The 18,286-nt window shown below is 60.9% G+C and carries 9 protein-coding genes; 6 read left to right on the plus strand and 3 right to left on the minus strand.

Features of this window, described 5'->3' with window-relative positions:
* Positions 1–83: 83 nt before the first annotated feature.
* Positions 84–3,125 (minus strand): M16 family metallopeptidase, encoded by a 3,042-nt coding sequence (locus MTX78_RS03665; protein WP_243800008.1) that lies wholly within the window; start codon positions 3,123–3,125, stop codon positions 84–86.
* A 155-nt stretch (positions 3,126–3,280) separates the two neighbouring features.
* Positions 3,281–5,449: a DNA polymerase III subunit gamma/tau gene (dnaX, locus tag MTX78_RS03670; RefSeq protein ID WP_243800010.1), complete on the minus strand. Its 2,169-nt coding sequence runs from the start codon at positions 5,447–5,449 to the stop codon at positions 3,281–3,283.
* Positions 5,450–5,810: 361 nt separating this feature from the next.
* Here dnaX and MTX78_RS03675 point away from each other — a divergent pair, with 361 nt between their 5' ends.
* On the plus strand, positions 5,811–9,923 hold the full coding sequence (locus MTX78_RS03675; protein ID WP_243800011.1) for a hybrid sensor histidine kinase/response regulator transcription factor: 4,113 nt from the start codon (positions 5,811–5,813) through the stop codon (positions 9,921–9,923).
* Between the two features lie 56 nt (positions 9,924–9,979).
* On the opposite strand, the gene MTX78_RS03680 is transcribed toward MTX78_RS03675, so the two are convergent.
* Positions 9,980–11,020 (minus strand): response regulator transcription factor, encoded by a 1,041-nt coding sequence (locus MTX78_RS03680; protein WP_243800013.1) that lies wholly within the window; start codon positions 11,018–11,020, stop codon positions 9,980–9,982.
* Between the two features lie 344 nt (positions 11,021–11,364).
* Between MTX78_RS03680 and MTX78_RS03685 the strand changes: the two genes are divergently transcribed.
* The 5 genes from MTX78_RS03685 (at position 11,365) to MTX78_RS03705 (ending at position 18,215) form a co-directional block, all read left to right on the plus strand.
* Entirely contained in the window at positions 11,365–13,500 is a 2,136-nt protein-coding gene (locus MTX78_RS03685) for a beta strand repeat-containing protein (protein WP_243800015.1), read from the plus strand.
* 101 nt (positions 13,501–13,601) lie between these two features.
* Positions 13,602–14,159 (plus strand): hypothetical protein, encoded by a 558-nt coding sequence (locus MTX78_RS03690; RefSeq protein WP_243800016.1) that lies wholly within the window; start codon positions 13,602–13,604, stop codon positions 14,157–14,159.
* A gap of 90 nt (positions 14,160–14,249) precedes the next feature.
* The gene (locus MTX78_RS03695; RefSeq protein WP_243800018.1) at positions 14,250–14,792 is read left to right on the plus strand and encodes a DUF6252 family protein; all 543 of its coding nucleotides are present in this window, start codon (positions 14,250–14,252) and stop codon (positions 14,790–14,792) included.
* A gap of 4 nt (positions 14,793–14,796) precedes the next feature.
* Positions 14,797–16,725, plus strand: coding sequence for an autotransporter outer membrane beta-barrel domain-containing protein (locus MTX78_RS03700; RefSeq protein ID WP_243800019.1), 1,929 nt, complete (start codon positions 14,797–14,799; stop codon positions 16,723–16,725).
* 41 nt (positions 16,726–16,766) lie between these two features.
* Positions 16,767–18,215, plus strand: a complete 1,449-nt coding sequence (locus tag MTX78_RS03705; RefSeq protein WP_243800021.1) for a T9SS type A sorting domain-containing protein — start codon at positions 16,767–16,769, stop codon at positions 18,213–18,215.
* Positions 18,216–18,286: the final 71 nt, after the last annotated feature.

Consider the following 18,286-nt stretch of genomic DNA (forward strand, 5'->3'; position numbering starts at 1 on the left):
CCTCATGCAGGAAACGAGCACTCTGGTATCGTCATGCGAACAGCTTCATTCATTGCGCACGACGGTCTGACGAGCAAACGAGGTCAGTAGCCAAAAATCTCTTTCAGCGTGAGTTGTTGGAGTTGGCCGTATTTGGCTAGCTCCTTGAAATTGAGGCGGTCTTTCGAGCCAATAACCAGAATGGTTTGGTTCTGGCCTTTCACGCGGGCCTGCTGGAATTTCTGCAAATCAGTGAAGCTCATGTTGGGCGTTTGCTCATACACGTCGCGGCGCAGGTCGTAGTCGAGGCCCAGGCGCTTGGCCCGCTCGTAGCTGAACAAGATATCGGCCTTGGTGATGCGCTCCGTGGCAATACTGTTGCGGATGGCGTTCTTGGCAATTTGCAGGTTGGCTTCGGCCACCGGCATATCGTTGAGTAGGGAGTTCATCCCTGCCATAGCCTCCGGCAACTTGTCGGATTGGGTGCCGATGTAGCTGAGGTTGTAGCTGCTACGGCCCGCCTTATCGGCATTGGCAAAACGCGAGGAAGCCGAGTAGGCCAGCGCCTTCGACTCGCGCAACTCCTGAAACACAATGCTGCCCATGCTACCCCCGAAGTACTCGTTGTAAAGGCTAGTGGTCGGTACAATGGATTTGTCGTAAACCGGACCCTTCGAGAGGAATAGGATTTCCGCCTGCACCATGTTGTAGTCCACCCAATAGACCTTACGTGAGTTCATGGGTTGCTCCGCAAAGTCCTTGTTAGCCGGTACCGGCGTGAGTTTGACAGGTACGCGGTGGTTGATGTTGAGGACTTCTGTCAACCCCAACCCATACGAAATTTCCCCTGCGGTGCCGTCATATCGCTTGCTTGATACAGTCTCAGGTTGCCCGGTTGCTCTGCGCGGCCCATAGTACAGCACACGATGCTGATAGGTCGGAATGCTCTTGATGAGAGCCGTTAGCTGCTCGGGTTTCAGGGCCTTTAGTTCTTTCTCGCTGAGTTGGCTGGTGAAGGGATTCTTAGAACCGTACTTGGCATAGTTCACCATGGCCTGGCTCAGAATCACTTGCTTGTTGAGCTTGGCATCCTGACGCGACTTCAGCACGCCAGCCACCATGTTCCGGAGAGCGGCAGCATCGGGCTTAGGCGCGTCCAGCAAACTTTCGAACAACTGCAACGCTGGTTCCATGTTGCTATCGAGGCCGCTGAGGCTCACGAAAATGCGGTCCTGGCCGCTGCTTACCGCAAACGAGCAACCGAGCTTGTAGAACTCCTGCTGCAGCTGCTCGGCCGTGTACTTATCAGTGCCGAGGTATTGCAGGTAATCGGCGGCGAGGCCTAGCTTAGGATCGTTGTTGGTGCCCAAGTCGAGCACGTAGTACAGGTTGAAGAGGTTGTTTTCGGTGTTGTGGGTGTAGAACACCGGAATACCCGAAGCTAACTTGGTTTCCTGAATGTCCTTCTTGTAATCAAGGAACACCGGCTGCAATTCTGGGGAGCTGAGGCCGGTAACTTGCTTGTAGAAGTCGGAAGCTACTTCACGGTTCACGGGCACGGGCGTAATGGCAGGCTTCACCACTTTCACCGCGTTGGGGTCCTTGCCAGTGCGCTTGTAAATCACGGCGTAGCCGGGGCCATAGTACTTGTTGGCCACGCGCATTACCTCTTCCTTGGTGATGCTGGCAAAGTCATCGATTTGCTTGAGGTACTCTTTCCAGTCTTGGCGCGCTACAAATGCATCTACGAAGGCGCCCGCGCGCGACTCGTTGCTTTCGTAGCTCTTGGTGCGCTGCAGTTTCTCGTTGTTGATGATGGCCGGAACCAGCCAGTCGGGGAAATCACCCTTCTTCACTTTGGCGAGCTGCGCGAGTAATAGGCCGCGCACCTCTTCCAGCTTCTGACCCTGGCGCGGCGTGGCGTACAGCACGTGGGCGCTGTAGTCGTTGTTGAGCATCGTGAACGAGGCTGCCTGCAACACCTTTTGCTGCTGGTTGAGGTTGAGGTCAATCAGCCCGGCCTGCCCATTGGTTAAAATCTTGTCCATCATGCGCAACACCAGCGCCTCGCGGGAGGTAGAGCCAGGGAAGCGGAAGCCGAGCATCACGTTTTCGGCGTCGGGGCCCACTATTTCCTTGGTGATGGGCGCCGTGATGGGTGCTTCCTGGGGTACCTCGAAGGCCGGTACTGGCTTGTTGGCCAGCTTGCCAAAGTACTGGTCGATGATGCGGATGGTCTGGTCGTAGTCCAAGTCGCCGCTCAAGCACAGTGCCACGTTGTTGGGCACGTAGTACTTGTCGAAATACCGCTTAATCTCCGTGATAGACGGGTTTTGCAGGTGCTCGATGGTGCCAATCGTGGTTTGGGTGCCGTACGGGTGCTTCTGGAAGAGAGTAGCCGACAAGGCCTCAAACTCCTTGCTGAAGTCGTTGTCGAGCCCGCGGTTCTTTTCTTCATACACCGCTTCCAGCTCGGTATGGAAAAGGCGAGGTACCATTTCGCCGAGCCGTTCGCTCTGGATGGCGGCCCACTTCTCTAGCTGGTTGCTCGGAATGTCTTCCTGATACACCGTCTGCTCAACGGAAGTATAGGCATTAGAGCCTTTGGCTCCGATGGCGCCCATCACCTTGTCGTACTCATTGGCTACGGCGTACTTGGCCGCGACGCTGGAAATCGAGTCGATTTGGTGGTAGGTGCGCTTGCGGGCGGCGGGGTCGTTGCGCTGGCTGCGGTACTGCTCGTACAGGGCCTCGATCTTGGCTAGCTCGGTCTTCTCAGCGGTCCAGTTTTGGGTTCCGAGCTTGGAAGTACCCTTGAACACCATGTGCTCTAGATAGTGCGCAAGGCCGGTGGCCGTGGCGGGGTCGTTTTTGGAGCCCGCCCGCACCGCCAGATACGTTTGGATCCGAGGCGCGTCGTCGTAATCAGAGAGGTAAACGGTGAGGCCGTTGTCGAGGGTGTAGATGCGAGCCTTGAGCGGGTCGCCCTCTACGGTCTGGTACTTATATTCCTTTTCTTTCTGGGCGGGAGCTGCACTGCTGGCCGGCGCCGTGGTAGCGGCAGTAGCAGCGGGTTTGCTTGTTTGGCATTGAGTGAGGCCGAGGGTCGCCAGCGCTGGAACAAGAAGCAGAAAGGATTTTTTCACAGGTCGACTGGCGCAGGCAGTAAGCAGGACGGAGAAATAAAGGGAATCAAAGATAGGCGGCCTATCCTGGAATAAAAAGCGCCAGCCAGCCCGAAACCACCCGCCGCGGCCTCGAAGTCCGAAAAATTATGTATGAGAAGTTTGGGTGGTGCCGACTAAAAATCAGCGTCCAGCCCTAGCCGTTGCTGCATCTCTACGAGCATAGGAAACTTCTCTTTTAAGTACTCCAGCTTGTCGGAAGAGGTGTAGAGCTTACGGCCGGAGCTTTGCTGCTCCACCACTTCCACCTGCACGTTGAGGCGTGAGTAACCCGTGCGGCGGCGCAGTTCGCCCAGGAAAGCGGCCCGGAACTCGTTGAACTGGTCTTCCTGCACCGGGTTGTCGACGCGCAGGCGAACCACGTGCTGCGCGTCGGCCGAAATTGACCGATTCAGCACGCTGAACTCGCTCATGCTGGTTGCTTTCCGCTCTTCGGTCAGCTCACTCCACACGCGTTGGAGCAGGGCGTCGTCGATGGTTGGCAAGCCGGTAACGGGGCCGGTGGGCTCGGTGTCGACGGGTGCTTTACCGGCCGCCGCTTGCTCGGCGAGCTGCGCCTTCATGGCACTGAGGCTGCCGAGGCCGGGAAGCTTGCTGGTGAGGCCCAGCGGTTTGCCCATCGGAGGCATACCGGGGCGGGGCGGTAGTGGCGCCGCCGTTACGGGCATCTGGCCCGGCTCGTGGCCCGCTATGCTGGGCTTGCCGATTTCGACGTGCGGCACGGTGTCGCGCAACTTGGACGTGGTAGGTACTTCCGTGGCGGCCTCGTCTTCGATGCTGGGCGTATCGTGCAGTTCTTCCACTCCGCTTTCGATCGGCACAATCGGCTCCGGGTCGGCGGGCGCATGGGCCAGTTGGCTGTCAACGACAACCGGCTGCTTAGGAGCCGCTGGAACCGGGGCGGGCCGAGCCGAGACGGCAGAGCTGCCGTATGCTGCCGGCGCTTCAGCGGTGCCGTTGGCGGCGGGTTGGCCGTTGGATGGGGCAGGAGCAGTAGGGGCGGGCGGGGTTACGCTACTTTTTTTTTTCGCCTCGCCGTTGGCGGCAGAGGCGGCGGGGCCGGCGCTTAAGTCGCGCGCAAACTGCACTGCGCCGTTGAGGTAAGCCAGCTTCATCAAGGTCAGCTCCACGTGGAGGCGCTGGTTTTTGGCTTGCTTGAACTCCCGGTCGCAGAGGCTGACTAGGTTCAGTGCTGACAGCAAAAACGACAGCGACGCCGCCTGCGCCTGCTGCACGTAGCGGTTGCGGATGTTGTCGGACACTTCCAGCAGCTGTACCGTCACGGGGTCTTTGCACACCAGCAAACCGCGCAAATGCTCGGCCGCGCCCACCACAAAGTTGTGCAGGTCGAAGCCGTTCTGCATGATTTCATCGAGCAGCAACAGCGTGGCCGACAGGTTCTCGCTTAGCAACGCATCTACCAGCCGGAAATAGTACTCGTAGTCCAGGATGTGCAGGTTCTGCACCACGTCCTTGTACGTCAGGTCGTGGCCCGAGAAGGTCACCATCTGGTCGAACATACTCAGGGCGTCGCGCAGACCACCGTCCGCTTTCTGGGCCAGCAAGTGCAGCGCATCGTCTTCGGCCTTGATGTGCTCTTGCGTGGCTACGTGGCGCAGGTGCCCCCGAATATCGTCCACCCGAATACGATTGAAGTCGAAGATCTGGCAGCGAGAGAGAATGGTGGGGATAATCTTATGCCGCTCGGTGGTAGCCAGAATGAAAATGGCGTAGCTCGGCGGCTCTTCCAGCGTTTTAAGGAAGGCGTTGAAAGCCGCATTCGAGAGCATGTGCACCTCGTCGATGATGTACACCTTGAAGCGGCCCTGCTGCGGCGCATAGCGCACCTGCTCCACCAAGCTGCGGATGTCCTCCACCGAGTTGTTGGAAGCGGCATCCAGCTCGTGCACGTTGAAGGAGGCGTTTTCCTGAAAGGCGCGGCACGACGAGCATTTGCCGCAGGCTTCCAGCTCGAACGGCGCAGCATCGGGGTTCGGGGCTGCCAGCAGCGCGTCGGGCACGATGTCGGGCTGGGCGGCAATCAGCTCGGAAACCGTGCGGCCTTTGCGCACGTGCTCTTCTACAAACTCGCAGTTGATAGTTTTGGCCAGAATCCGGGCGCAGGTGGTTTTACCTACTCCCCGTGGGCCGCAAAACAGAAACGCCTGGGCCAGATGCTGGCTGGAAATGGCGTTTTGCAGCGTGGTGGTGACGTGCTGTTGTCCAACCACACTGCGAAACGTGGCGGGACGGTATTTACGGGCCGAAACAACGAAATTTTCCATACGACTAGCCACAAAGATACCTTGAAAAGCCGGGGTTTGGAAGGCCAACGGCAGCAGTTTCCAGTCTTCGAAACCGAGCTAGCCGGTGCCATACAGCGCCAGTTATGCCGAGAAGCGCCTGCGGCTATGGGGCCTGCGTTGGTGGCAGTAGTAACGGTTTATTTTTCAATGTCCCGTGCTTTTGGTTGCCTGAAAGGAACGTAATACAACGGTTTGTCTATATCTTGGTAATACTGACCTTGCTGATAATCAGTGGCAAGGATGGCGCAGCAGGATGTAGCCTGTTCGCCTTGGGTTCTGTGCTATGTTCCACCGTTGTGCTCTTTTGTTGTGCTGTCTGCTGGTCAGGCTTCTGCTAAACGTGCGGCCAGCTGACGCCCAAACCCTGGCCTCGCGCGACTATACCATCACCGACGGCCTGCCCCAAACGGTGGTGTATGCCATCTGCCAGGATCAGCAGGGGCGGTTGTGGGCAGGTACGCAGGGCGGGGTGTGCTCGTTTGATGGCCAGCAGTTCCGGACCATTGATGTGCGCCAAGGCCTGTCCGACAACCACGTAACGGCCGTAGCCGCCGCTCCCGATGGCACGCTCTGGCTCGGCCACGAATACGGCGGCATATCCAGTTTGCGGGATGGGCAACTGCGGCGGTGCCGGCCACGGGGACTCGGAGCGTTAGGGTACGTACAGCAGGTGTATCCGGCGGGCGGGAGCACCGTGTGGGTAGCCACGGCCGGCCAAGGGCTACTGCGCCTCGACTGCCGAACCACCGATACTCTCGTAACGCGCTTCACTAAGGCCACTGGGTTGCCTTCCGACTCGGTAAGTTACGTGGGTGCGGGGCCGGCGGGGTACGTGTGGGTGGGTACTACCAAAGGGCTGGTGGTCCTCCAGCCGCAAGGCCAAAATCACGTAGTGGAAGCTGCTACCATGAAGCTGCCACTTGAGCTACGGCAAGCAAGTATCAACAGCCTGTTTCGGGTGAGCGACACATTGTTGTGGTGTGCCACCCGCACCGGCTTGCTGCGAGTAAGTGGCCGCGCGGGCCAGCCCTGGCGCATACAACGCTTCGGCACAGACGAGGGGCTGTGCGCCAACCAGGTGCTACGGGTGGTGCAGGATCGGCGGGGCCGGGTGTGGGTAGCCACGGCCGGGGGGCTGAGCCGCGCCGTACCCGGTGGCCGGTTTACGTGTTTCGGGGGGCGCAACAGCCTCATCAGCGACCAAGCCCACGACCTCCTGGAAGACCAGGAAGGAAACATGTGGATCGTGCACGACAACGGCCTGACCCAACATCTGGCCGATGAGCGGTTCACGCAATACACCCCGCAAGATGGCCTGCCCGACAACCAAGTGCTGGCTATCGAGGCAGTAAGTCCCACGGAGTATTGGGTGGGTACCCGCTTGGGAATTGTGCGGTTTCGGCCGGGCGCTACGGCGGGGCCCTTGTTTGAGCGGGTACCGTTGCGCCCGGGCGCACTGGGGCAATACGTGCGATGCTTGTTCCGGGACCGAACTGGTGCGGTGTGGCTTGGTACGCGTGGGGGAGGTGCTGCCCGCTACAACCCAGTTGCCAAGCAGTGGACGTATTTCGACCACGTGCTCGGCCTGGCGGGACAGCTCGTGGTAAGTATTGCCGAGGACGCCCGCGGCCGGGTGTGGCTGGCCACCCGCGAAGCCGGCGTCACCGTGTTCGACCCGGCAACCAACCAGTTCCGCACGTTTGATGCCCAGCACGGCGGACTAGGCACCTCTAGCTTGTGGAAGGTGTTTCGGGATAGGCGCGGCACGCTCTGGCTCGGTACCGACGATATTGGGCTAGTACGGGTGGACACTCGCCAGGATGTATTTCAGCGCGTGGCGGGGCAGCCCAAGCAGCTCAGTATTGGCTCGATTTGCGAAGACCTACGCGGTAATCTGTGGCTAGGCAGCATTGGGAGTGGGCTCTTGCGGTACGATGGGCGCACCATGCACGGGTACGGTTTGGAAGCGGGGTTGCAATCCAACAACCCGTATTTCGTGCAGTGCGACAGCACCGGCCAGGTGTGGCTTGGTACCAACCTCGGGCTCGACTGTTTCAATCCGCGGACGGGGCGGGCGGTGAGCTACGGCTTGCTTGAAGGCTTCTCGGGTCAGGAAACCAACCAGAATGCCGTAGTGCTGGCCCGCGGCAATCAGCTATGGGTAGGCACCATCAACGGGCTGATGCACTACGACCCGGCTGGTATCCAACTCAACCGTCGTGCTCCGGGCATTAGCTTGACCGAGCTGCGCATTTTCCTGAAGGATACCCCTGCCCGCTCGGGTCTTGTGCTGCCGCACCACCTCAACCACCTCACCTTCGACTATGTGGGCGTGAGCCTCACCAACCCGGCCAAGGTGCGCTACCGCTACCGGCTGGTTGGCTCCGACACCGACTGGACTGATCCGCTAACCGCTACATCCGTTACGTACTCCAACCTGCCGCCCGGCCCTTACACGTTCGAGGTGAAAGCCGCCAACAACGACGGCGTATGGAACACCCGGCCCGCCCGGTTTCACTTCACCATCAAGCCGCCGTGGTGGGGCACGTGGTGGGCGTATCTGCTGTACGCGGGCTTATTTGGAACAGTGATTTTCGGTGTGCGGCGCGCCACCCAAGAACGGGAGCGGGAGCGGGCCAACCGGCGGCTGGAACGGCAGGCCCTAGAACATTTGCAGGCCCTGGATCGGGTGAAATCCGACTTTTTTGCCAACATTAGCCATGAGTTTCGTACGCCGCTTACGCTCATCCTCGGCCCGGCCGAACTGCTCGCCGACAATCCGCCGACCGATCCGGCGCTGGTGCGCAAGCACAGCAGCTTAGTAGTGCGGCACGCCCGCAAGCTGCTGCGCCTCATCAACCAGCTGCTGGATTTGAGTAAGCTGGAAGCTGGTGCTTTGCAGCTCAACCTCGTTCCCGGCGACGCGGCCACGTTTGGGGCGCGCTTGCTGGCTTCGTTCACTTCCATGGCAGCTACGCAGGGCGTGGCCTTGCACCTGCGTACGCCCAACGTGCCGGTGCCGCTTGTCTTCGACCCCGAAAAGCTGGAAGACATCCTAACCAATTTGCTGGCCAACGCTCTTCGTTTCACGCCCGCGGGTGGAGAGGTTACGTTGGAGGTCCGGGACGAGGCTGCCAGCCCTGCCGCGGCCTTGGGCGCCGTCAGCTTTGTGGTGCGCGACACGGGTTCCGGTATTTCATTGGCGCATCAGGCCCACCTTTTTGACCGATTTTATCAGGCCGCTACCCCTGATGCCACCGGGCGCCACACAGGTACTGGCTTAGGGCTGGCGCTGGTGAAGGAACTAACCGAGCTGCACGGCGGTACCGTGGCGGTGGCCAGCCAGCCGGAGCAAGGGGCCGTATTTACGGTGACGCTGCCCCGCAGACAGCTGTTGGCAGTGGCGGAAGCTACGCCAGTTACCGGCAATGCCACGGACGGCTTGCCTGAGGTGGAAGCTCTTGCCACTGACACACTAGCCGGTGCGCCAACGGCTGCTTCAGCTAGCAACGAAAAGGAGGTGCTGCACTTTGAAAACGAAGCAGTAGCTGCTGCTCCAATGCCTCCACCGAGCGAGAAGGAAATGGATGCGGAAATGGAGGTGGTGCTTGTTATAGAAGATCATCCTGATGTGCAGCAGTTCATCTGCGAGTCGTTGGCGCCGGCTGGGTACCGGGTGCTGGTGGCCTCGAACGGAACCGCCGGTGTGGCGCTGGCCCGCGAAACGGTGCCCGATTTAGTGCTTTCGGATGTGATGATGCCGCCTGGTCCTGATGGATACCAAGTGTGCGAGCAGCTTAAAACCGACCCTGCCACCTCGCACATTCCGGTGGTGCTGCTCACAGCCCGCGCCGACGCGCGCGACAAGCTCCAAGGCCTCGAAACCGGCGCCGATGCGTACTTGGCTAAGCCGTTTAACCCACGCGAGCTACGGGCGCAGGTGCGCAATCTGCTGACGTTGCGCCGCCGTCTGCAAAGCCATTTTACCTTAGCCCCCACTTCGCTGCCCGCGTCAGAGCCCTCCGCTGTGCCAACTGCTACTTCGGTTACCCCCGGTTCCTACAACGTTGCCGTGCCTTCGGCCCTTGTCTCGCCGCTAGAACAGCACGCGGCGGCTGTGGCCGCCCTGCCCTCCCTCGACCAAGCCTTTCTGCGCCGGGTGGAGCAGGCCGTGGAAAGCCACCTCGACGACGGCGAATTCAGCGTGGAAGCCCTGAGTCAGGAAGTGGCTCTAAGCCGGGCGCAGCTGCACCGCAAGCTGAAGGCCCTCACCGGCCAAGCGCCCAGCGACTTTATTCGGACCACCCGGCTGCTGCGGGCCCACGCCCTGCTGCAAGGCCAAGTGGGCAACGTGGCGGAAGTGGCCTATCAAGTCGGTTTCAACAGCCCCGCGCACTTCAGCACCAGCTTCAGCAAGCAGTTCGGCTACGCGCCCAGCGAAGTGAATAAGTAGTGGCGAGACATACCAAGGAGTAGTAAGAAAACTAGCACTTGGTGGCACCTTCCTTCTTATACCAGAGCCCACCGGACGGCGGCGGTGCGGCTATCAACGCCGAGCTTGGAGTAGATGTTTTGCAGGTGGTTTTGGGTGGTGCGCAAGCTGATGCCGCAGGCCTGGCTGATGGCTTTGTCGGCGAGGCCTTGGCTGAGATGAAAGAGAACCTCGGACTCGCGGGGGGTGAGGCCCAACCGCTGCAATGCCGCCGCCGACGACACTGCCCGTTCCTCTACTAGCAGCAGTAGCTCATTGGCACTCATGGATACGAGGCGTACCGTTAGTTCGGCGTGGGCGGTACGGTGCACGAAGTCGGTGGGGGCGGTCAGCAGGGGGGTGTTGCGCCACTGGTGCAGCCACCACAGCAGCGGGCCAGGCAGGAAGGTGCTGGCAAAGGCGTCGAAGTGGGTGCGGAGTAGCTGCTCGGCCGCCGCATCGCAGGAAAAGATGTTGCCGCTGGGGCTAATGCGCGCAAACCCAATGGTGGTGGGCGTGGGCGTTTGACCGGTGGCGGGGCGCTGAAGCTCGGCTACCGTGTGAGCATTGCGGATGGCGGCTACGAAGTGCGTTTTCAGCAAGGACATCACCAGCCGGTCGTCTTCACTGAAGTCGCGGCGGTGACGATTGAGGGCACAGGTTACCAGGCCATTGGTTGGTACATCGAGGCCCATGATGAGCTGGTGAGTGAGCGCCACCGGTCGGTAGAACTCATTGAACAGCGCAGTGCGAAAATAATGCGGCATATGGCAGTAGTCGCTGGTCCGCAAAGGCTCGGTGCGGCGCTCCTCTACCAAGGCCGTGAACAGCGGATGCTCGTGCATTCTGGCCGCCAGAATAGGAAAAGTAACGGGCGAAAACGTGTCTTCGGGAAACGACCCTAGGTGCCCGATGCCGCCTATGGGGCTGAAGCCATCGAAGCAGGCCGTTTCGGCGCTGACCGCCAGCATGGCCGCGTGCGACATGCGGACAAACAACGAATCCAACGATAAGTCGGCGTGCAGCACTTCCACGGCTGCCAGTAGGCGAGTTGTAGCCTGATATTCTAAGCGGGGCATAAAACAGTGCGCTGAACAAGACCGGAGATACCTATATAGCGAATAGGTAATAATACTCATTTCCGCCGGCTTGTGCCCAGATAGTTTTGAAGCAGATTCAGAAATCAGCGCGGCGGGAGGCGCTGACTACGGAAGCAACTTGTCTTCTTTTCAGAGAAAAAAATACTGGATTCCGACAAGATGCGACCTGCGCGCAAGCCTTTGCAACCTGCACGAACGTCGCACGCTGGGCCTCGGCTTTCCTTTGCAGAGTAGCCAGGTGACAGATTTTCAATGCGTTGTTGAGTGAAGCTGCTCAGCGTGTAGTGCCCCTCCTTATACGTTCTTAGTGACCTTATCTTTCTATGAAACACCTTGTACTCGTTGGCGGGCTGTTAGCCTTACTTGTAGGTTTCATCCCGCCCGTTCAGGCCCAAGTGGGCGTCGGGACTACCACCCCCGATGCCTCGGCGGCCTTGCATATCAGCGCTACCAACAAGGGGGTGCTGTTCCCACAAGTCAGCTTGGCTTCGCTCACCGATGCGGCGGCCGTGCCGAGCCCGGCCCCGAGCTTGCTGGTGTACAATACCAACGCGGCGCTGAGTGGGGGCGTGGGGTTCTACTACAACGCTGGCACCACCGCCGCGCCCGCCTGGACTAAGCTCACTACCGGTGCCACGCCAACCGGAGCCGGCTGGAACCTAACCGGCAACCCCGCTACCGACCCCGCCCGCAATTTCCTTGGCACCACCGATTCGCAGCCGCTGGTGCTGCGCACTCAAGGCATCGAGCAGGCGCGGCTGGGAGTGAACGGGGCGTGGTGGCTGGGGTACCCGGTCGGTACATTCCCTTTTGTGGTGTCTGGCAACGTGCTGGTGGGCTACCAAGCGGGCGGCGCTCTTACGCCTACCGCCGGCACCATTAATACCGCAGCGCGCGGCGTGGCGAACATTTTTCTGGGAGTGCGGGCAGGAGCGACCACAACGATTGGCAGCGGCAACACCTTCATTGGCAATAGCGCGGGCGAGGACAACGTATCCGGCACCGATAATATATTTATAGGCGGGGGAGCCGGCGGCAACAATACCAGCGGGGGAACCAACATTATGATAGGCTCCTCGGCGGGGCGCGACAACCAAACCGGCAGCAACAACTATTTCGTTGGCTTCTTTGCGGGCCTCAAGAACACTGCTTCCAACAACTTCTTTGTTGGTTTTCGGACGGGCTTAAACAACTACACCGGCACCAACAACCATTTCGAAGGGTACGAGGCGGGCACCGACAATACGGCTAGCAACAATCAGTTTGTGGGCTACCAGGCCGGCACGGTGAACACCACCGGCACGGCCAACACCTTCGAGGGCAACCAGACTGGCTTCTTCAATACCACTGGGTCGCGCAACGCCTACCTGGGCTTTAAGGCCGGCTACCGGTTGGCTGGCTCCGACAATACTGCGCTCGGCAATGCTGCCGGCTCGGGCGCTACCAGTCCCGGGGGAACGGAGCTGGCCATTGATCAAGTGACGCTGATTGGTAGCCAAGCCGGGCAAAACAACACCGCCGACCGTCTATTGGCTATCGGCTACCAAGCCGGGCAGTCTAATACCGGCGACACCAACCAGTTCATGGGGTACCAGGCGGGCCGGTCCAACACCAGCGGCACCAACAACTACGCCAGCGGCTACGGGGCTGGCGTGAACCTAACCACCGGCGACAACAACGCGCTGGTTGGCATTCGGGCCGCCACCAACGTCAGCAACGGCTCCAACAACACCACTTTGGGCTATAACGCTGGCCAAACGGTAGCGAATGGCTCCAACAACACCCTGCTGGGCTACCAAACTGATGTGAGCAGCAGTACGCTAAGCTACGCCACGGCCCTTGGCTCGGGAGCCGAGGCCAGCACCAGCAACACAATGGCGTTGGGGGGCAACACGACCACCAACCGGGTGCGGGTGGGTATCGGGACGGGGGCGCCCAACACCCGCCTGAGCATCACGCCCGGCTTGACCGAAGCTAAAATCACGCTCTACGACGCGAATCCTACCAACCACTACGGCTTCGGCGTGAGTGCCTTCCAACTCAACTACCACGTGGGAGCCACCACCGACCACCACGTGTTTTACGCGGGCGGCAAAAACGGCGACGGTGCCGAGCTGCTGCGCATCACGGGCACAGGCGAGGTGAACCGGCCGTCTACGGCCGCCGCCAACCTGCTGCCCGTAGCTTATGGCCGAGTGGTGAACACCACTGTCAACACCTTTCCCGCGGTCTTGGCGGGTATCAACACCATCAATGGCGAGGTGGATATGCAATTCATTGGAGCGCCACTAGCCAACGCTGATTTATCGAATGCGACCATCATCGTCACGTGCATCACCGCGGGCCGGGTAGCGGTGGCCCGTGGCACCAGCAGTGGCCACATTATCGTCAACGTCACCAATCCTAGCTCCAATGCCGGAGCACCCGGCGACTTTCAATTTGTAGTGTACCGGCCTTAGGTGTCAACTGGGCGCAGAGCAGATTGCTTGCGACTGGTTTTCAGCGGCCTTCCTCAACTCCCACAACCTTCCATTCCACAAGTCTTCCTTCCCTATTTTCTATGAAATCTTTACCAATTCTCCGCTTGCTACTGCTGCCTGGCTTGCTCTTGTTCGCGGCCGGCTGCGACAAAGACGACGATAACGACAATGCCCCCTCTAAAGCGGCGCAGCTCACGGCCGTTACGTGGAAAGAAAGCGGTTCTTCGCTGGTCGTGAATGGCGTGGAAGGCAAGCAAACCACCCCGCCTGCCACCGCCGACAGCTACAAATTCAACCCCGATGGCAAAGTGGTGCTCACGGAGGCCAACGGCACCGTCACGAACGGTACGTGGGCGTTGGCCAGCAACGACAGCCAGCTTACGGTAACGCTCAGCGGCCAAACCCAAACGCAGCAAATCTTCGCGCTGACGGCTACCAGCTTCTCGGCGGGATTCAGCTTCACGGGCGCGCAGGTGCAGACTGCGCTGGCTGGCCAACCGGTGGCCGGCGTGCCCAACGGTCTGATTGCGCTGATTTTATTGTCGGCAAGTGGCTTTACTTTTCCGCCCAACACGCCCACCCTCAACGCCAACCAGATTACGAGCCTGGAGCTGCGCACCAACCTGGTGCCGAAGTAGGAGCGGGGGCGGCCGGTGGTCGTTTGGGTTCCACAGCCTGCTTGCTATTGAGTATTTCTTCTGCCTTTCAACATCCATCCGCTAGTTATTATGAGTGCCTTCCACTATTTCTTGCGTTCTATTGTACCGCTACTTGGCTCTGGCCTTTTGCTGTTAAGCGCCTGCGGCGACGATAAGGACGATAACGATGCCCCCGCTACCGGCGACGGCACCGTGACCTGGACCCACAACGGGACCACCTATACCAGCACTGTCTATTCAGTTGCTGTTGTCGATGGCGCCGATAAAATCATCGTCTCGGGTAGTTCTGCTGACATGAAAAATACTGTGTCGCTGGGCTTGCAGGGAATAGGGACCAAGGGCGCGGCCACCTACGACTTGCGCAAAGGCTCGGTGCTCGACAACTTGCCCGTGGGCGCTCTTACGCTGACCGCCGGCACAACGGGCGTCACCTATAACTCGCTTTACGGCCCGGCCGTCAGCAACGGCACCATCACGGTAACGCAGTACGACAAAGCCGGGCAGAAAATCAGTGGCACGTTCAGCTTCACGGCCGGCGCTATGCCCAATACCAGTGCCACCGGCTCGCAGAGCGTAACCAGCGGCAGCTTCAGCTTCACCAAGTTCCGGTAAGGTCATGCGTTCCTTCCACACCATGAAGTTGGCACTCCAAAGCTGCTTGCTGCTTTTGCTGCTGGCCTCTACCTCGCTCCGGGCCCAAGTGGGCGTGGGCACCACCACTCCCGACGCCAAAGCGGCGCTGGATATTCAGGCTGCCGACAAAGGCCTGCTGATTCCGCGCCTGACGGCCGCGCAACGCCTAGCTATTGCCAGTCCCCCGCAGGGCCTGATGGTATACCAAACCGATGGTACTACGTCGGGCGGAGCGCAAACCGGCTTTTGGTACTATGCCGGTGCGCCGGCGCAATGGGTGTTTCTGAACCCTACGTCCGGTAATAGTGGCCTTGTTTTACCCTACACGGGCACGGTGGCCGTGGAGGCATCCGCGTTCAGTATTACCAATACCGCCTTCGACAGTGAAGCCCTGAGTGGTACTACAACAAACGACGATGCCGCGGGCGTGGTGGGGCGCAACACCAATACCACGAGCACCCAGGGAATTGGGGTGAAGGGTACCTCGCGGGGTGGCACGGGCGTAAGCGGTACGGCTTTTACCAGCGGGGTAGGGGTAGCCGGTGAGTCGGTGGGTGGCACAGGTCTATGGGGCACCAGTACCACGGGCGTGGCCGTGAAAGGCGCCAAGCCGAACGGCTCCACCGTGCGGGGCCGCGTAGCCGAATTCACCAACGCCAGCGCCGCCAACGACTCCACAGCCGCCTACATCAGCACCAACGGCGACCGGCCCGCTCTACGTGCCGTGAATACGGCGGCTTCCGGCCAAGCCGCCATCCGGGGCGTGAAGCAGGCCGCTGCGGTAGATGGCATTGGGGTAGAGGGGGTGATTACCAGCGGGGCCAGCGGCAACGCAGCCGGTGTGCTCGGCCACGACAAAAGCGGCAGCGGCACAGGCAGCGGCGTAGTGGGCCTCACAGCTGGGGGCTACGGCGTACGGGGTATTGCCTCGGGCAACGGAGGCTTCGGCGTCAGCGGCTCGTCCACTGACAGCTACGGCGTGATTGGGGGCAGCCAAACGGGTTCAGGCGTGTATGGCACCACAACAGCCGGAGCCGCGGCCATTGCCGGCGTAAAGGGCAACAGTTCCCATCCTTCGGGCATAGGCGTATTGGGCACGACCACCAACGGCTACGCTGTGCGCGGCGAGGCCACCGGCAACGACGGCTACGGGGTAACGGGCACCGCCATCCGCGGCTACGGCGTTATCGGCACCAGCAACCTAGGCTCTGGAGTGTACGGCGTTACCAGCGGAGCCATTGCTGGCACGGCCGGCGTGCAGGGCGCAGGCCTCAATAGTGGCGGCATCGGGGTGTTGGGCACCACCACCAGCGGAGCCGGGGTACGCGGCGAAGCAACGGGCAGCGGTGGCTACGGGATAGTCGGCACGGCATCGAGCACCAATGGCATTGCGGTGGTAGGCCAATCGGGCGGTTCAGCTACAGCCCTATACGGCCTGGCCACCGGTACGGGCCGGGCGGGCTATTTCGGCCAAAACAACGCCAGCAGCTCGGCCGCGGCTGTGGAAATAGGGCAGAGCGGCACCGGACCGGCGCTGCTTTTCAGCACTGGCACCCGGCCCGCCGAAATCAATAGCTCGGCTACGGGTACGGCCAACCTCGTGCCCATTGCCTACGGCCGGGTGGCGCCCAACGGTGCCGTGCTCAGCGGCACCGGCAATTTTACGGTGGTGCAGAACGTGACGGGGCTAGGGTCTTACACCATCACCCTTACCAACGTTGGCGGAGCTGACCTAACCAACGCCATCTGCCAGGTAACGCCCCGCTTCGGCACGTCGGCCAAGCCCAATCAGACCTTTGCTGCCTCTGCCAATGGCCGTGCTAGCGGACGGATAGATGTGCACATCAGTGACTTAACGGGGGCCAACAACCTGGAGGAGCAAGGCTTTTCCTTTATCGTGTACCGGCCCTGATGAGTTGCTCTGCTTCTTTCTCGCCTATCCTGTTTCGCGTTATGGATACCTTCTTCTATTCAGTAAGCCTGCTGGCGGTTCTGCTGCTGCCCTTGGCGGCGCGGGCGCAACTTACTGTGCCGGCCGGTAGCACGCTCAGCGTGGGCAGCGGCAGCACACTCAGCGTGGTGGGGGCGGTGCAAAACGCCGGTACCATCACCAACCAAGGCACGCTACAGCTCACGGGCCACCTCACCAGCACCGGCACGCTCAGCGGCACCACGGGCCAACTGAAACTGGCCGGCACGGGCGCAGCCCAAAGCCTGAACGTATCCGGCGTATTGTCTTCCTTGGAAATTCTGAACCCGCAGGGGGCCACGCTGGCGGCGCCGCTCCGGGTGCGGCAACTGCAACTTACGGGCGGGGCAGTGCGGCTTGGTGCGCATACGCTTACGTCCACCGTCGGCGGCACTATTGCGGGCGTTGACGGGGCAGCGGGCCGTTTTATTATTACCGATGGCACCGGCATGCTGCAACAGATTGTGGGAACCACGGCCCAGCTGTTTCCAACCGGGCCCAGTGCCACCAGCTACGCTCCGGCCACTCTCACCCGCTCCGTCGGCTCTGAGCTGTACGAGCTGCGCACGGCCAGCGGCTTCCTTAGCGGCGGCAGCACCGGCGCCCCGCTTACGTCCGATGCGGTAGGCCTCCATTGGGAGTTGACTGCCCCCGATGTGAGGCCCTTCACCTTAACGGTACAGTGGCAGGCCGACAACGAGCTGAGTGGCTTCGACCGAACGCAATCGGCGCTAGGGCGCTGGACCGGCACGGCTTACGGCGTAACCGAGGACTTCGGGCCAGCCGCTGGTAGTGGGCCTTACACGCGCACCGTGAGCGGCCTGACCAGCACTGGCCCCTACGTGGTGCTCGACCGTCAGGCCCCGCTGCCCGTGGAGCTGACGCGGTTCGAGGCCCACCGACCCGCCGGCCAGCCGCGGGTGCAACTACACTGGAACACTGCCTCGGAAAAAAACAACGCCGGCTTCGAGGTGCAGCGCCAGGACGAAGGCCAGACCAGCTTCCGGCGGGTGGGCTTCGTGGCCGGGCGTGGCACCAGCAGCAGCCCCACCGACTACGCCTTCCAAGACCCCAACGACTTCCGGGGCCTGAGCTACTACCGCCTCCGCCAGCTCGACCAGGACGGTACCGAAAGCTTCTCGCCGGTGCGCGTGGTGTCGGGCCTTGCTGGCGGAGCGGCGTTCAGTTTGAGTGCTTATCCGAATCCGGTGGCCACACAAAGCACTCTCACGCTGGAAGCCACTGGCTTGCTGCCCACCGGCCTCCAGCTAACCCTCTACGCCGCCGATGGCCGGCAGGTGCGTCACCTTTCTTGGCCCGCCGGCCAGGCGCAGCAAACACTGTCGGCCGACTTGCCGGCGGGGGCTTACTGGCTGCGCTACCACGCTCCTGACGGTACCACGGGCACGCTGCCGCTGCTAGTAGCAGAATAGCCCGTCCAACATCTTCGGTACTAGGCTACCTCCGTGGTCTGTTTCGTGCGCTGCTCTAGCGCCTTGCTGTT

This window comes from Hymenobacter tibetensis (assembly GCF_022827545.1).
In the GTDB taxonomy this organism is placed as follows: Bacteria; Bacteroidota; Bacteroidia; order Cytophagales; family Hymenobacteraceae; genus Hymenobacter; species Hymenobacter tibetensis.

What these genes read in the sequence shown, in the direction of transcription:
- MTX78_RS03685 (WP_243800015.1), top strand. Translation starts at nt 11,365, where the DNA reads ATGAAACACCTTGTACTCGTTGGCGGGCTGTTAGCCTTACTTGTAGGT.
- MTX78_RS03705 (WP_243800021.1), top strand. Translation starts at nt 16,767, where the DNA reads ATGGATACCTTCTTCTATTCAGTAAGCCTGCTGGCGGTTCTGCTGCTG.
- MTX78_RS03695 (WP_243800018.1), top strand. Translation starts at nt 14,250, where the DNA reads ATGAGTGCCTTCCACTATTTCTTGCGTTCTATTGTACCGCTACTTGGC.
- MTX78_RS03690 (WP_243800016.1), top strand. Translation starts at nt 13,602, where the DNA reads ATGAAATCTTTACCAATTCTCCGCTTGCTACTGCTGCCTGGCTTGCTC.
- dnaX (WP_243800010.1), bottom strand. Translation starts at nt 5,449, where the DNA reads ATGGAAAATTTCGTTGTTTCGGCCCGTAAATACCGTCCCGCCACGTTT.
- MTX78_RS03680 (WP_243800013.1), bottom strand. Translation starts at nt 11,020, where the DNA reads ATGCCCCGCTTAGAATATCAGGCTACAACTCGCCTACTGGCAGCCGTG.
- MTX78_RS03700 (WP_243800019.1), top strand. Translation starts at nt 14,797, where the DNA reads ATGCGTTCCTTCCACACCATGAAGTTGGCACTCCAAAGCTGCTTGCTG.